Source organism: Microbacterium sp. nov. GSS16, assembly GCF_028198145.1.
Classification (GTDB): domain Bacteria; phylum Actinomycetota; class Actinomycetes; order Actinomycetales; family Microbacteriaceae; genus Microbacterium.
The window spans coordinates 1,741,162-1,755,990 of record NZ_CP116338.1 but is presented as its reverse complement, the minus strand read 5'-3'; the positions used below and the strand labels follow the sequence as shown (position 1 = coordinate 1,755,990).

Below are 14,829 nucleotides of genomic sequence, written 5' to 3'. Positions count from 1 at the left end.
GGAGCGAGATGACAGACCCGTTCGTTCCCCCGGGGCTGCCTCCCCAGGGCTCCGCTGTTCCGCAGGGCTCACCCTTGCCGCAGGGCTCACCTGTTCCGCCAGGCTCCGCTCTTCCGCAGGGCTCCGAGCCCTGGCAGGTGCCCCCGCCCGGCGCGTATCGCGTGCCGGTGGGCGGGTATCAGGCGGCTGTCGGCGGGTATGTCGCGCCCACCGCTCCGGCACCCTCTCGGGCGACGGGTGCGGTCTCGCTCGCCGCCGCTCTGATCGCCGCCTTGGTCACGCCCGTCGTGGCCGGCGTGCTCGCGCTCCAGATCGGGCTCGCCGTGTCGGTGGACGACCTGGTGAGCGGCAGCGGTGAGTTCGTCATCGCCGCGCTCTCCCCCGCGCGGATCCAGACGCTCTGGGCGGAGATCATGTTCTGGCTGGGCACAGCGCTCGGGTTGTTCGGGTTGATCGGCGGAATCATCGCCGTCGCCCGCAGACGCGGACGAGGTATGGGCATCGCCGCGATCGTGATCGCGGCGCTCGGCCCCGGCGCCTTCTTCCTCGCCGTGACGCTCGCGTACGGCATCGGCAACGGGATCGCGTTCGATCCGATCGTCTGAGCGCCGGCTCAGCGCGAGTGATGGCGCTGCTGCGCGGCCAGCAGACCCTCGTCGACGAGCTGCTCCACGGCATCCGCCGCGTCGGAGATGAAGATCGGCAGCGTCTTCTGCTCGACCGAGCCGAAGACCGCGAGCACCCAGTCCGCGGGGTCCTGGCGTCCCGGCGGACGACCGATGCCGACTCGAACGCGCAGGAAGTCGGGCGTCGTGAGGGTGCGAGCGATGTCGCGGACGCCGTTGTGCCCCCCGTGGCCGCCGCCGATCTTCATGCGGATGCTGTCGAAGGGGATGTCGAGTTCGTCGTGCACGACGATGACGTTCTCCGGCGCCACCGAGTAGAACCGAGCCAGAGCGGCGACCGGCGTCCCGGAGGTGTTCATGAACGAATTGGGCTTCGCCAGGACCATGCGATCGCCACCGGGGCGCACGCGGGTCTCGACCACTCGCGCGCCGGCCTTGTGCTCGCGGAATCGTTCGCCGCGACGGTCGGCGAGCTCGTCGACGACCATCTGCCCGATGTTGTGGCGCGTCGCGGCGTAGCGGGGTCCGGGGTTGCCGAGGCCGACGATCAGCCAGGTGGTGGTCATTCGTGTCCCTCTCGCGCGGATATGACCGAGGGGACGCGATCAGCTCGCGCCCCCTCCATCCGGATCGTCAGCGGATCACTCCGCGGCGGCCTCCTCGGCCGGAGCTTCGGCGTCGCCCTCGGCAGGAGCCTCGGACGCCTCGTCCTCGACCGGAGCGGCCGGGACGGAGATGGCGACCACGAGGGTCTCGGGGTCGGCGACCAGCGTGACGCCCTTGGGCAGCTTCACGTCGGCGGCGGTGATGTGCGCGCCCTCCTCGAGGCCCTCGATCGAGACCTCGACGTTCTCGGGGATGTGCGTCGCCTCGGCCTCGACCGCCAGGGTCGCGGCGTCGAGGGTGGCGATGGTGCCCGAGAACGACTCGCCGGTCACGACGACGGGGAGGTCGATGGCGACCTTCTCACCCTTCTTCACGACGAGCAGGTCGATGTGCTCGATGATCTGGTGCACCGGGTCCTTCTGCACGTCCTTGACGAGGGCGAGCTGCGAGGTGCCGTCGATGTCGAGATCGAGCAGGGCGTTGGCACGGCGGATGATGAGTGACACCTGGTGGCCGGGCAGCGCGACGTGCACGGGGTCGGTGCCGTGACCGTAGATCACGGCGGGGATCTTGCCGGCGGCGCGCAGGCGGCGGGCGAAGCCCTTGCCGAAGTTGGTGCGCGTCTCGGCGACGACCTTGTTCTCGTCAGACATGTTGTTCTCCTTCAGGCACGCGGGACGGGGCCGCGCGATGGTCATGGTCTCGGAAGCCTCGGTGCGGACACGAAGAGGCGAGACGCTGTGCGGCTGAGAATTCAGACGACCACCGGGCTCACGTCACCGCGTCGATCACGGATGCGCGCATGCACGCGCTCCCTCGCCGAGGAACTCCTCCATGCTACCCGAAAGCTCGATAGGCTGTGGGCATGCTCGATGCCGCCTTCCTCTCGCACGTCGTCCTCTGGGTCATCGGCGCGATCGCCGTCTGCGGCGTCGTGTCGTCGTTCGCCGCGATGTTCTCGATGGGACGCTCGGGCTACCGCGAGGACTGACCCGAGAATCGCTCAGAAGAGCGACGCGAGCAGGTAGACCACCAGCACGACCGCGAACGCGAGAACCGACTGGATGGTCTGCTGCACCGTCCACGTCTTCAGCGTGGTCTTGACGTCCATCCCCATCAGGCGTCCCACCAGCCAGAACCCGGAGTCGTTCACGTGGCTGGCGAACACCGAGCCGGCAGCCGTGGCCAGGGTGATGGCGACCACCTCGAGGGGGTTGAAGTCACCGCCGAGCACGGCGGGAGCGATGAGGCCCGCCGCGGTGACCAGGGCGACGGTTGCGGAGCCCTGCGCGACGCGCAGCACGACGGCGATGAGGTACGCCGCGACGATGACGGGCAGGCCCACGCCGCTCAGCGTGTCGGAGAGCGCCTCGCCGATGCCTGACGAGCGCAGCACCCCGCCGAACATCCCGCCGGCTCCGGTGATCAGCACTACGGAGCAGATCGGCCCGAGCGACGAGTCGACGATCTTCTCCAGGGCGGTGCCGTGTTCGCCGCGTCGCCAGCCGAGCGCCACGAGCGCGACGAGCACGGTGATGGTCAGTGCGACGGGCGACTGACCGATGAAGATGAGCGACTGCGCCCAGAGCTCGGTGGAGTCGATCACGCCCGCGCTGCCGAGCGTGGTGAGCCCCGTGTTGAGGAAGATGAGAAGCATCGGCAGCAGCAGCAGCATGATGATCGTCGACACCTTCGGCGGGTTCGAGGGCTGATCCCTGTCCTCGCTGCCGAACAGCGACGGCACCGGCAGGATCCAGCGACTGCCGACGAACTTGCCCCACAGGTAGCCCGAGAGGTACCAGACCGGAAGCGCCACGACGAGGCCGACCAGCAGCACCAGGCCGATGTTCGCCTCGTAGGCCGCCGACGCGGTGACCGGGCCCGGGTGCGGAGGCAGGAAGACGTGCATCACCGAGAAGGCGGCGGCGGCGGGGAAGCCGTAGAGCAGCACGTTGTTTCCCGACACGCGTCGCGCCACGGCGAAGATGATCGGCAGCATCATGATCAGACCGGCATCGAAGAACATCGGGAACCCGAGGATCAGCGACGCCACACCGAGGGCGAACGGCGCACGCTTCTCGCCGAAGACCCGTACGAACCTGTCGGCGAGCGCGTGCGCGCCACCGGAGTGCTCGATCAGCCTGCCGAGCATGGCCCCGAGTCCGACGAGCAGCGCCACACTCGCAAGGGTGCTGCCGAACCCGCCGAGCGCGACCGGCACCACCTGATCGATCGGGATGCCCGCCACGATGGCGGTGAGCAGCGAGACGATCACGAGGGTGAGAAACGCATGCAGCTTGAAGCCGATGATCAGCACCAGGATCAGGGCGATCGCGCCGCCGGCGATGAGCAGCAGGGGCCCTGCGGTCAGAGTCTGGGTCCAGTCTTCCATGGGGCATCTCCATCGACGCGTCGCCGGTCACGGCATGCGACCGGTCGGTGGGCCACACGCTAACAGACGGCCTCCCGCTCGGGACACCCCGGGGGCTCCGCTCGGGCATCCGGCGGGGTGAAACGAAAGGACGGACGACCGTCGCGCACCGATACCCTGAGATCACGCCCTTCACCACCGAGGAGATCCCTGTGCCCACAGCCGCAGCCAACATCGGAGTCGTCGGACTCGCCGTCATGGGTTCGAACCTGGCCCGCAACCTCGCCAGCCGCGAGGGCAACACGGTCGCGGTGCTGAACCGCTCGCGGGCGAAGACCGACGAGCTGGTCGCGCTGCATGCCGATGCCGGGTTCGTGCCCACCTTCTCGTACGAGGAGTTCGCCGCGTCGCTGCAGAAGCCGCGTACGGCGATCATCATGGTCAAGGCGGGCCTGGGCACCGACGCGGTGATCGACGAGCTGGTGCGGGTGTTCGAGCCGGGCGACATCATCGTCGACGGCGGCAACGCATACTTCCCCGACACCATCCGCCGCGAGAAGGCGGTGCGCGAGACGGGCATCAACTTCGTCGGCGCGGGCATCTCGGGTGGCGAGGAGGGCGCTCTGAACGGTCCGTCGATCATGCCGGGAGGCTCGGACGAGTCGTGGGTGACCCTCGGCCCGATCCTGGAGTCGATCGCTGCGGTCGCCGAGGGCGAGCCGTGCGTGACGCACGTCGGCCACGGCGGCGCCGGGCACTTCGTGAAGATGGTGCACAACGGCATCGAGTACGCCGACATGCAGCTCATCGCCGAGGCGTACGACCTGATCCGTCGCGGCACCGGCAAGACCCCCGCCGAGATCGCCGACATCTTCGCCGAGTGGAACACCGGCGAGCTGGAGTCGTACCTCATCGAGATCACCGCCGAGGTGCTGCGCCAGATCGACGCCGAGACCGGCAAGCCCCTCGTCGACGTGATCGTCGACCAGGCGGGCGCCAAGGGCACCGGCGCATGGACGGTGCAGACCGCGCTCGCGCTCGGCGTGCCCGTCTCCGGCATCGCCGAGGCGACCTTCGCCCGCTCGCTCTCCTCGCACCCCGAGCAGCGCGCCGTGGCCGCGCACCTGCCCGGCCCCGACGGCGAGTTCACCGTCGACGACGCCGAGGCCTTCATCGAGGACGTGCGCCTGGCGCTGTACGCGTCGAAGATCGTCGCGTACTCGCAGGGCTTCGACGAGATCCGCGCCGGTGCCGCCGAGTACGGCTGGAGCATCGACCTGGGCGCCGTGGCGAAGATCTGGCGGGCCGGCTGCATCATCCGCGCGCAGTTCCTGAACCGCATCGCCGAGGCGTATGCCGGTGAACCCGACCTGCCGGCCCTGCTCACCGCGCCTTACTTCGCCGAGGCGCTCTCCCGCGGCCAGGCCGCGTGGCGCCGCGTCGTCATCGCCGCCGCCCAGTCGGGCATCCCGGCTCCGGCGTTCTCGTCGTCACTGTCGTACTACGACGGCATCCGCGCCGAACGCCTGCCCGCCGCCCTCATCCAGGGTCAGCGCGACTTCTTCGGCGCGCACACCTACCGCCGCATCGACAAGGACGGCACCTTCCACACCCTGTGGTCGGGTGACCGCACCGAGGTCCCCGCGGTCGACACCCACTGATCGGATTCCTCCGCTGAGGGCGGCGCTGATGCGCCGCCTTCAGCGTTCGGGGCGGGTGCCCCTTGCCCAGCCGCGCCCCTACAGGTTGCGCATAGGGAATTCAAAAGAATCTCGGTGACGCCGGGCGCACAATAGAAGCCATGAGCACCGAGCACCCAGACCTCCGCCGTCCTGACGGAACACCGTTGCGCATCCTCGCGGTCGACGACGAGCCGATGCTCACCGATCTGCTCTCGATGGCGCTGCGCATGGAGGGCTGGGAGGTGCGCACCGCCGCCTCGGGCCTGGAGGCTCTGCAGGTCGCCCGCGATTTCGAACCGGATGCCCTGGTGCTCGATGTGATGATGCCCGATCTCGACGGCATGAGCGTGCTGCGCCGGCTGAGGGAATCGGGCAACCTCGTGCCCGTGGTCTTCCTCACCGCGAAGGACGCCGTCGCCGACCGCATCGCCGGGCTCACGGCGGGCGGCGACGACTACGTCACCAAGCCGTTCAGCCTCGAAGAGGTGATCGCCCGCCTGCGGGCGGTGATCCGCCGCTCGGGCCAAGGTCAGACCGACGACGAGCAGTCGATCCTGCGTGTCGCCGACCTGTCGCTCAACGAGGACAGCCACGAGGTCCTCCGCGCAGGCGACGAGATCGAGCTCACCGCCACCGAGTTCGAGCTGCTGCGCTTTCTGATGCGTAACGAGCGCCGCGTGCTGTCGAAGGCGCAGATCCTCGATCGGGTGTGGAGCTACGACTTCGGCGGCAAGTCGTCGGTGGTCGAGCTGTACATCTCGTACCTGCGCAAGAAGATCGACGCCGGCCGCACCCCGCTGCTACACACCGTGCGCGGCGTCGGCTACATGATCAAGTCACCGCAGTAGCCCATGCTCCCCCACCCGCTCAGCCTGCAGGCGCGGCTGATGGCCGCGGTGATCGGGTTCGTCTCGCTCATCCTCGTCATCGTCGCGATCATCACCAGCGCGACTCTGGGCAAGACCCTCGAGGACGACCTGCAGAGAAAGCTCGACGCGACCTCGAACGTGACGACGGCGCTGGTCACCAGCCGGGCCGACGCGGCGGAGCGGCGCGGCGAGCCGCTCACCGCCGAAGATGCCGTCAGCGGCGGCATCGTGCAGACCGGAAGCCTGATGCTGGCCGTGCTGCCCCCGAGCGCTCCCGCGTCGGGAGTGATCGTCACCCCCGAGTCCCGCCGCACGCTGCCGGCCCGCGACCTGCTCACGATCACCGCCGCACTGCAGAGCGCCAAGTCCGCGACGGTGACGCTGCACGACGTCGGCTCGTTCCGGGTGACGGCCGACCGCACCGACAACGATGTGGTGGTGATCACCGGCCTTCCCCGCGCCGAGGTGCAGCACACCATGACATCGCTGTTCACGGTCATCGCCCTGGCGACCCTGGGCGGGCTGATCCTGCTCGCCATCACGACCGCGCTCACCATCAGCATGGGGCTGCGCCCGCTGCGCGCAGTCGCAGCGACCGCATCGCGCGTCGCCGGACAGCCGCTCGATCGCGGAGAGGTGCGCATCACCGAGCGCGTGCCCGACTACGAAGCCGATCCGCGCACGGAGGTGGGCCGGGTGGGAGAGGCGCTGAACACCCTGCTCGACCACGTCGACTCGTCGCTCTCGGCGCGCCAGCGCAACGAGGAGCGCATGCGGCGGTTCGTGGCGGATGCCAGTCACGAGCTGCGCACGCCGCTCGCGTCGATCCGCGGGTACTCGGAGCTGTCGCTGCGGGCGCTGCGGCAGTCGCAGGATGCACCGACCGTCGAGGACACCACGTCTGCGCTCGAGCGCATCCAGGCGCAGTCTCTGCGGATGACGCGGCTCGTCGAGGATCTGCTTCTGCTCGCCAGACTCGATGAGGGCGCCGAGCTCGTGCACGGCGAGGTCGACCTGTCGCAGCTCGCCGTGGAGGCCCTCGCCGACGCGCAGCCCACGGGGCCTGGCCACCACTGGCAGCTGGAGACCCCCGGCGAGCCCGTGATCGTGGCCGGCGATGTCGGCCGCCTGCATCAGGTGGTCGGCAATCTGCTCGCCAACGCCCGAACGCACACGCCCGAGGGCACGACCATCACGCTCTCGGTGGCGGCCACACCCGCCGGCGCCGAGCTGCGGGTGCACGACGACGGGCCAGGCATCGATCCGGCGGTGCGCGAGGAGCTGTTCGCCCGCTTCGCCCGGGGCGATGTCTCCAGAGCGCGGCAGACCGGCGGCACGGGCCTCGGACTCGCGATAGCGAAGGCGATCGTGGAAGGCCATGGCGGCACCATCACTGTCGAGAGCACGCCGGGCGACACGTCGTTCACCGTCCGGCTGCCGCGCGGTGAGCAGACGTCGCAATCCGCGCCGTCGGCAACCGGGCAGTCCGCACCGGAGCCGTCGACCCCGGCGCAGACGGCGCCGCCGCACAGGCATCCGGATCAGTAGCCGGCGAACGCGTCGGTCGTGACGGCGCGCGCCTTCTGCAGCGCCGGTGCAAGATCGGCGATGAGGCGCGGCGGTCCGGAGATGTACGCGTGCCGGGCGGCGAGGTCGGGAACCACGCGCTGCAGGCCAGGGGCGTCGAGTCGGATGCCCTGCGCCCACGTCCAGTGCGGCGGCAGATCGGTCGGCTCGTCGCGGGTGAAGACGATCGTGCGGACCCCGGTCGCGGCGAGCTCGTCGCGGAAGGCGAGCTCGGCGGACTCCGAGGCCACGTAGACGAGCACGACGTCACGCTCGGCCCCCGTGGCCCGCAGCTGGCGCAGCTGCGAGACGAATGGGGTCACCCCGATGCCCGCGGCGACCATGAGCACCGGCGTGCGTCCGCGGGGCAGCACGAAGTCGCCCCAGGTGCCGGTCACGGCCAGGACCGCACCGGGCTCGGCGGCCTTCAGCGCACGCTTGTAGCTCGAAGGATGCTTCTGATCGCCGTCCTTGTACGCGATGCGAAGGGTGGGCAGGTCGGCGGGCGCCGACACGATGCTGAACTCGCGACGGGTGCCCCTGGCATCCGGATTTCGATGCGGCACCTCGAGCTCGAGGTACTGCCCGGCGATGAAGCGCAGTCGCCCCTTGGTGCGGAACGTGAGCTCCTGGGCGGTCGGGGTGACGAAGGTCCGCCCGGTCAGCACGAGCCGCACCGAGCTGCGCAGCGCGAAGGCGAACGCGAGAAGGTTGCCGATCAGCAGAGCGCGCTCCTGACCGAGTGTGAACAGCGAGCCGACCGGGATCGGCCAGCCGGCGAGCACGCCCACCACAGCCGCGACGCTGTACTGCTGCCAGCGCCGCGGCGGCAGAGTGAGGGGCTCGGAGAGCATGAACGCGCCGAGGAAGAGGTAGGGCGCCTGTGTGAGGGTGAAGACGAGGGCACCCCCCAGATCGAGATCGAGCCCGAAGCCGAACAGCTGCGCCTGCACCGCCTGGCGCAGCACCGAGACGACGATCGCTGCGACGAGGAAGAGCAGCACCAGCCGCACCTTCTCGGTGCGCCACAGCACGAGCAGACCGCTCAGCGCGACGAACGGCGCGAGCCACGGCGTGCCCACCCACCAGGCCGAGAACGTGCCGAGGCCGAGGATGGTCACGACAGCGGCGCCGAACGCCGCGGGATTGAGGATGTGGCGCCCGCGCCAGGCGATCAGATACTTCGACAGGCTCGCAAGCACGCCGGCGAGTGCCGTTCCCGCCAGGCCCGCCGGGGTGAGGGAAGGCTGCAGCACGAACAGCAGGATGAGCGCGGTGACCAGTGACGACTCGATGCGCCACGGCAGCCGCAGGACGCGCTGCGCCACCGCGTCGACCACCGAGATCGACACGGCGAGTGCGGCGAAGGATGCCAGGATCTCGCCCGCCGTCGGTCCCACCAGCCCCGCCAGCGAGAGCCCGAGCGCGATCACCGCCAGTCCCGCGAGGGCGAAGAGCACGAGCCGATACATCGAGATGCCGCCGAGGACTGCCAGCACACGCTGCCGCAGGGCGAGGAACGCAGAGATCACCGTTCTACTCTTCCGCATCCTCAGCGGCCGGGCGCGGTGAACAGCTCACCCGGAAAGCCGGGTGAGCGCTCGACGCGCCCGTCGCTCGACATCCGCACCCACTGCACGCCCCAGCGGTCGGCGAGGCCGGGGCCGCCGTCGAAGAACAGCCCCGTCGCCGCCGCGTCGGCGTGCAGGGCGTCGTGGGCGAGCGCCCAGGTCGCCACCCAGGTGCGCACCGGCAGGCCCGTGCGCGCGTCCAGCACGTGGTGCAGCCCGTCACCCCACGCGCGGCGTGTGACAGCAGAGGCGCACAGCGCGGCATCCGTCACCTCGGCCACTCCGATCGCTGAAGTCGGATCGTACGGGTGCTCGAGCGCGACCCTGGCTGTTCCCCCGCGCACGCGCATGTCGCCGCTGCCGTCGACCGTCACGCGTCCCGAGAGGTGCGCCAGGGCCTCGCTGACGAGGTCGACCAGTCTCCCCTTCCCCGCCGCACCGACGTCGATGACGGCCGGCTCATCGAGTTCCAGAGACGTGTCATCCCAGCGCAGCACCGGCTCCCACTCGTCCCGAGCCGGCTGCGGCGCCCCGGGGCGCAGCGAAAGCGCGGCGTCGTAGCCGAGCGCATCGAGCGCCGATCCGATCAGCGGGTTCACGCCGCCGTCGGTCGCGCGACCGAGGTCGCGATACACCGGGAACAGCGCCGCAGCGTCATCCGCGGCGGACGGGGTCAGCATCGCCCTGCCACCGCCGGCGCGCAGCGAGGAGACGACGGAGTCGCCGCGGAAGCGCGACCAGGTCGCGTCGAAAGCCGCGACGATCCCGCCGACGGACTCTCGAGTCGAGCCGTCCAGCGGCAGGGCGGTCTCGATCTCCCAGTGCGTGCCGATGGCGTCGAAGCGCCACGAGTGCATCCCGGATCACTCGGCCGCTGCGGCGGCCTCGTCCTTGATCTTGACCACGGCCTGGTCGAATCCGCCGCTGGTGAGGGAGGATCCGGCCACCCGGTCGACCTGCAGGTCGTCGAGCTTCTTCCCCACTACGACGTCCGATATGCCGGCGATGAACTGCCCCTGATAGTTCTTCGACTCCGGTGCCAGCGGATCGCCGGTCACCTCGACGCCGGTGACCGTGTCATCGGCGATCGTCAGGGTCACCTCGATCGTCTCGACCGTCTCGGGCGTGCGGTACGAGCCCTCTGCCGTATAGGTGCCGTCGGCATAAGGGGCGGTCGCGTCGGTGCTCAGCGGGGAGGGGTCGGGCTTCGTCGTGTCCGCGTCTGCGGCGCCCGAGCATCCGGCGAGCACGAGCGCGCCGACGACGCCGAGCAGAGCGGTTCCGGTGCGGGCGGCGGGATGCACGTTCATGCCTCCAGCTTCGGGCATCCGGCTATGAGATCTCCGGATGCCCTCATTATCTCGGCGGGCGGCGGTCAGGCGTCTCCACCGAACATGCTTGTGACCGAGCCGTCTTCGAAGACCTGCTTGATCGCGGTGGCGAGCAGAGGCGCGATCGGAAGGATGGTGAGCCCGTCCCACCGTCGCGACTCGGTGAACGGGATCGTGTCGGTGATGACCACCTGATCGATCGACGCGTCCTGCAGGCGCTCGGATGCCGGGTCGCTGAAGACGGCGTGCGTGGCCGCGACGATCACCTTGCGGGCGCCGTTCGCCTTCAGCGCCTGCGCCGCCTTGACGATCGTGCCGCCGGTGTCGATCATGTCGTCGACGAGCAGGCAGGTGCGGCCCTCGACCGCGCCGACGATCTCGTGCACCGAGACCTGGTTGGCGACCTTGGGGTCGCGGCGCTTATGGATGATCGCGAGCGGTGCGCCGAGGCTGTCCGACCAGGTGTCGGCCACGCGCACGCGGCCCATGTCGGGAGAGACGATCGTGAGAGTCTCGCGGTCCTCGGCGGTCAGCGTGCCCTCGAAGTGCTCGAGCAGCACGGGCTTGGCGAACAGGTGGTCGACCGGGCCGTCGAAGAAGCCCTGGATCTGCGCGGCGTGCAGGTCGACGCTCATCACGCGGTCGGCGCCGGCGGCCTTGAGCATGTCGGCCACGAGCCGCGCCGAGATCGGCTCGCGCCCGCGACCCTTCTTGTCCTGCCGGGAGTACGGGTAGTACGGGGCGACGACCGTGATGCGCTTGGCCGAGGCGCGCTTGGCGGCGTCGAGCATGATCAGGGTCTCCATGAGCCACTCGTTCACCGGCTCGCCGAAGGACTGCACGATGAACAGGTCGCAGCCGCGGATCGAGACCTCGAAGCGGGCGTAGATCTCACCGGAGGCGAACGTGCGGTGCTCGACGGGGGCCGCCTCCTGGCCGAGGGCCGCAGCGACCGCCGCCGTCAGCTCGGGGTGCGAGCGCCCGCCGGCGACGACGAGGCGCTTCTTCGTCTTCGCGATCAGACCGGGTGCGACCCCGTTCTCGCGCTCGAGTGCGACCTTCTTCTTCTTGTTGCCCATGCGACCTATTCCGCCGATCGTTCGCGGGCCGCCGCGTCGGCTGCACCCGTGCCTGCTCTGTTCTTCTCGACCCACCCGTCGATGTTGCGCTGGGGGGCGACGCTCATGGCCAGGGCGCCCGCGGGCACGTCCTTGCGGACGACAGCACCGGCACCGGTCTTCGCACCGGCTCCCAGCCTAACGGGCGCGACGAGCACGGTGTGCGACCCGGTGTGCACCTCATCGCCGACCACCGTGCGGTGCTTGTTGACGTCGTCGTAGTTCGCGGTGATCGTGCTGGCGCCGAGGTTGACGCCGCGGCCGATCGTCGCGTCTCCCACGTACGACAGGTGCGGCACCTTGCTGTTCTCGCCGATCTCGGCGTTCTTCGTCTCGACGTAGGCGCCGATCTTGCCGCCCGCGCCCAGCACAGTGCCCGGCCGCAGGAACGAGAACGGGCCGACGGTGGCACATGCGCCGATGACCGCGAGGTTCGCGTCGGTGCGCTTGATCACGGCATCCTCGCCGACCTCGCAGTCCACCAGCGTGGTGTCGGGCCCGACGGTGGCGCCCTCGGCTATGACCGTGGCGCCGAGGATCTGCGTATTGGGCAGGATGGTGACGTCTGGGGCGAGCTTCGCATCGTCGTCGATCCACGTGGTCTCGGGGTCGACGATCGTGACGCCCTCGCGCTGCCAGCGGCGCACGATGCGCTGGTTGAGCAGGCGGCCCACGAGCGCGAGCTGCGCACGGTCGTTGACGCCGAAGGTCACCGTGACGTCGGAGACGACGGATGCCGCCACGCGGTCGCCGTCGCGGCGCAGCAGGCCGGGCACGTCGGTGAGGTACATCTCGCCCTGCGCATTGTCGACGCCGATCTCGGGCAGGTAGCGGCGCAGCGTCTCGGAGCGGAACGCGTACATCCCGGCATTGATCTCACGGACCGATGCCTCGTCGTCGCTGGCATCCTTCTGCTCGACGATGCGATCGACCCCGCCGTCGGCGTCGCGGATGACGCGCCCGTAGCCGGTCGGGTCGTCGACGACGGCAGTCATCAGCGTCGCGGGCGCACCGGATGCGCGGTGCTCGTCGAGGAAGGACGACAGGGTGTCGGCGTCGGCGAGCGGGCAGTCGCCGGAGAGCACGAGCACGTCGCCGTCGAAGTCATCGGGCAGTGCGTCGATGGCGACCTGCACGGCGCGGCCGGTGCCCGGAACGTCGTCCTGGTCGACGAAGACGGCATCGGGGTAGTCGCCGGCGAGCGCGCTGACCACCTGCTCGCGCTCGTGCCGCACGACCACCTCGATGTGCGAGGCGCCCAGCGAACGCGCCGTCGTGAGCACGTGACCCACCAGAGGGCGACCGGCGATCTCGTGCAGCACCTTGGGGCGGCGGGACTTCATGCGGGTGCCCTGGCCTGCGGCGAGCACGATGATGGCGAGATTGTTCTGCGTCATGCTCCGCCGCCAGGATTCGAACCTGAACCTCACAGCTCCAAAGGCTGTCGTGCTGCCGTTACACCACGGCGGACCACGGCCGCCCTCCTCTCGAGGCGGCGACCGCGGGTCAATTCTGCCACGGCGCCGCCGGCCCGCCCGTCCGCAGGACCCGACCGGCTCCGCCACGGCGCCGCCGGCCCGCCCGTCCGCAGGACCCGACCGGCACGGGATAATGAACGGATGAGCGAGGCGGATGAGGTCGACCGGATCGTCGGCGCCTGGAACACCCAGCGCCCCGATCTGGACTTCTCGCCCCTCGAGGTGCTCTCGCGCATGGACCGTCTCTCGCGCCACCTCGACCGAGCACGACGCGAGGTGTTCCGACGCAGCGACATCGAGCCGTGGGAGTGGGACGTGCTCTCCGCGCTTCGCCGCGCCGGTGCGCCGTTCCAGCTCTCACCCAAGCAGCTGCTGCAGCAGACGCTCGTCTCGAGCGGCACGATGACGAACCGCATCGACCGTCTCGTGGGGCGCCGGTTCGTGCGCCGCGAGTCCGATCCGCAGGACGGACGCAGCGTGCTGGTCACCCTCACCGACGAGGGACGGGTGCGGGTGGATGCCGCGATCACCCGCCTCGTCGACGCCGAGGCCGTGCTGCTGCAGGCGCTCCCCCGCACCGACCGCGATCGGCTGGCGGGACTGCTGCGCAAACTCAGTCTGAGCTTCGACTCGTGAGGATCCGCGGTTCGGGGCGAGGGCGCTGATGGGCATGCTCTCTCCGCTCCCCGTGCGCGACGGCGTCGGGGCGACGCGGCTGCACCTGCCGCTGATCGGCCCGTGGCCGACGATCGGCGAGTACATGGCCGAGCGCTTCTTCCACCTCGATCCCGAGCGCCTGCTGTCGCGCTTCGACCGCGGCGAGATCGTCGCTCGGGACGGCACGCCCCTCACCCGCGAGACCCCCCTGGGCGCGCACGAGTTCGTCTGGTATTACCGTGAGCCGCCCGTCGAGCGCGACATCCCGTTCGAGATCGAGGTGCTGCACCAGGACCGCGACCTCGTCGTGGCCGACAAGCCGCACTTCCTGCCCACCACCCCCGGCGGCAAGTACCTGCAGAACTCCGCGCTGGTGCGGCTGCGCAACCTGCTCGGCATCCCCGAGCTCACCCCCATCCATCGCCTCGACAGGGCGACGGCGGGTCTGCTGATGTTCTCGACCCGACCCGAGACGCGCGGCGCGTATCAGCTGCTCTTCGAGCGGCGGCAGGTCGAGAAGGTGTACGAGGCCGTGTCGGCGCTGCCCGCCGATTGGGATCCCGTGTCCCCCGCTCTGGCCGGTCTGCCGTTCCCGATCGTGTACCGCAACCACATCGAGAAGCTGCGCGCCCACGTGTGCGTGAAGGTCGATCACGAGCGCGAGCCGAACTCCGAGACGCTCATCGAGCTGCTGGACTTCGACGAGCGCGTCGTCCACACGCTGCTTCGCCCGCATTCGGGACGCATGCACCAGCTGCGCGTGCACCTCGCGTCGCTCGGCGCGGGCATCCTGCACGACGGCTTCTACCCCGACCTGCTGCCCGAGGCGCCCGACGACTTCACCCGGCCGCTGCAGCTGCTCGCCCGCGAGCTGCGCTTCGACGATCCGCTCAGCGGTGCGCCTCGCGAGTTCACCACCCGGCGCACCCTGCAGGACGCCCCGCGCGGCTGAAC

15 protein-coding genes and 1 tRNA gene are annotated in these 14,829 nt (G+C 70.0%); 7 read left to right on the top strand and 9 right to left on the bottom strand.

Annotated elements, in window-relative coordinates; translation table 11 throughout:
• The first annotated feature begins 8 nt into the window (after positions 1-8).
• Positions 9-605: a hypothetical protein gene (locus PGB26_RS08335; protein WP_271637179.1), complete on the top strand. Its 597-nt coding sequence runs from the start codon at positions 9-11 to the stop codon at positions 603-605.
• 8 nt (positions 606-613) lie between these two features.
• Here PGB26_RS08335 and pth read toward each other — a convergent pair whose 3' ends face one another.
• A complete protein-coding gene (gene pth / locus PGB26_RS08330) occupies positions 614-1,192 on the bottom strand; it encodes an aminoacyl-tRNA hydrolase (protein WP_271637178.1) in 579 nt (192 codons plus the stop codon).
• 75 nt (positions 1,193-1,267) lie between these two features.
• Positions 1,268-1,885 carry a 50S ribosomal protein L25/general stress protein Ctc gene (locus tag PGB26_RS08325; protein ID WP_271637176.1) on the bottom strand — a complete coding sequence of 206 codons (618 nt, stop codon included), beginning with the start codon at positions 1,883-1,885 and terminating at the stop codon, positions 1,268-1,270.
• Positions 1,886-2,097: 212 nt separating this feature from the next.
• On the opposite strand from PGB26_RS08325, the gene PGB26_RS08320 reads away from it, so the two are divergent.
• Positions 2,098-2,223, top strand: a complete 126-nt coding sequence (locus PGB26_RS08320) for a hypothetical protein (RefSeq protein WP_271637175.1) — start codon at positions 2,098-2,100, stop codon at positions 2,221-2,223.
• Positions 2,224-2,235: 12 nt separating this feature from the next.
• Here PGB26_RS08320 and PGB26_RS08315 read toward each other — a convergent pair whose 3' ends face one another.
• Complete coding sequence (locus PGB26_RS08315; RefSeq protein ID WP_271637174.1) at positions 2,236-3,624, bottom strand: GntP family permease; 1,389 nt, start codon at positions 3,622-3,624, stop codon at positions 2,236-2,238.
• A 236-nt stretch (positions 3,625-3,860) separates the two neighbouring features.
• Between PGB26_RS08315 and gndA the strand changes: the two genes are divergently transcribed.
• The 3 genes from gndA to PGB26_RS08300 all read left to right on the top strand — a co-directional run bounded on the left by gndA (position 3,861) and on the right by PGB26_RS08300 (position 7,702).
• Positions 3,861-5,264 (top strand): NADP-dependent phosphogluconate dehydrogenase, encoded by a 1,404-nt coding sequence (gene gndA, locus PGB26_RS08310; RefSeq protein WP_271639621.1) that lies wholly within the window; start codon positions 3,861-3,863, stop codon positions 5,262-5,264.
• 140 nt (positions 5,265-5,404) lie between these two features.
• Positions 5,405-6,133, top strand: coding sequence for a response regulator transcription factor (locus PGB26_RS08305; RefSeq protein WP_271637173.1), 729 nt, complete (start codon positions 5,405-5,407; stop codon positions 6,131-6,133).
• Between the two features lie 3 nt (positions 6,134-6,136).
• A complete protein-coding gene (locus tag PGB26_RS08300; protein WP_271637172.1) occupies positions 6,137-7,702 on the top strand; it encodes a sensor histidine kinase in 1,566 nt (521 codons plus the stop codon).
• On the opposite strand, the gene PGB26_RS08295 is transcribed toward PGB26_RS08300, so the two are convergent.
• The 6 genes from PGB26_RS08295 to PGB26_RS08270 form a co-directional block, all read right to left on the bottom strand.
• Positions 7,696-9,270 carry an FAD-dependent oxidoreductase gene (locus tag PGB26_RS08295; protein WP_271637171.1) on the bottom strand — a complete coding sequence of 525 codons (1,575 nt, stop codon included), beginning with the start codon at positions 9,268-9,270 and terminating at the stop codon, positions 7,696-7,698. The genes PGB26_RS08300 and PGB26_RS08295 overlap by 7 nt on opposite strands.
• A gap of 2 nt (positions 9,271-9,272) precedes the next feature.
• Complete coding sequence (locus tag PGB26_RS08290) at positions 9,273-10,148, bottom strand: FAD:protein FMN transferase (RefSeq protein WP_271637170.1); 876 nt, start codon at positions 10,146-10,148, stop codon at positions 9,273-9,275.
• A 6-nt stretch (positions 10,149-10,154) separates the two neighbouring features.
• On the bottom strand, positions 10,155-10,619 hold the full coding sequence (locus tag PGB26_RS08285) for an FMN-binding protein (RefSeq protein ID WP_271637168.1): 465 nt from the start codon (positions 10,617-10,619) through the stop codon (positions 10,155-10,157).
• A 47-nt stretch (positions 10,620-10,666) separates the two neighbouring features.
• Positions 10,667-11,701 (bottom strand): ribose-phosphate diphosphokinase, encoded by a 1,035-nt coding sequence (locus PGB26_RS08280; RefSeq protein WP_271637167.1) that lies wholly within the window; start codon positions 11,699-11,701, stop codon positions 10,667-10,669.
• Between the two features lie 5 nt (positions 11,702-11,706).
• Complete coding sequence (glmU, locus tag PGB26_RS08275; RefSeq protein WP_271637166.1) at positions 11,707-13,137, bottom strand: bifunctional UDP-N-acetylglucosamine diphosphorylase/glucosamine-1-phosphate N-acetyltransferase GlmU; 1,431 nt, start codon at positions 13,135-13,137, stop codon at positions 11,707-11,709.
• Position 13,138: 1 nt separating this feature from the next.
• A tRNA-Gln gene (locus PGB26_RS08270) sits at positions 13,139-13,210 on the bottom strand.
• A 149-nt stretch (positions 13,211-13,359) separates the two neighbouring features.
• Here PGB26_RS08270 and PGB26_RS08265 point away from each other — a divergent pair.
• Positions 13,360-13,854 (top strand): MarR family winged helix-turn-helix transcriptional regulator, encoded by a 495-nt coding sequence (locus PGB26_RS08265; protein WP_271637165.1) that lies wholly within the window; start codon positions 13,360-13,362, stop codon positions 13,852-13,854.
• Between the two features lie 34 nt (positions 13,855-13,888).
• The gene (locus tag PGB26_RS08260; RefSeq protein ID WP_271637164.1) at positions 13,889-14,827 is read left to right on the top strand and encodes a pseudouridine synthase; all 939 of its coding nucleotides are present in this window, start codon (positions 13,889-13,891) and stop codon (positions 14,825-14,827) included.
• The last annotated feature ends 2 nt before the right edge of the window (positions 14,828-14,829 follow it).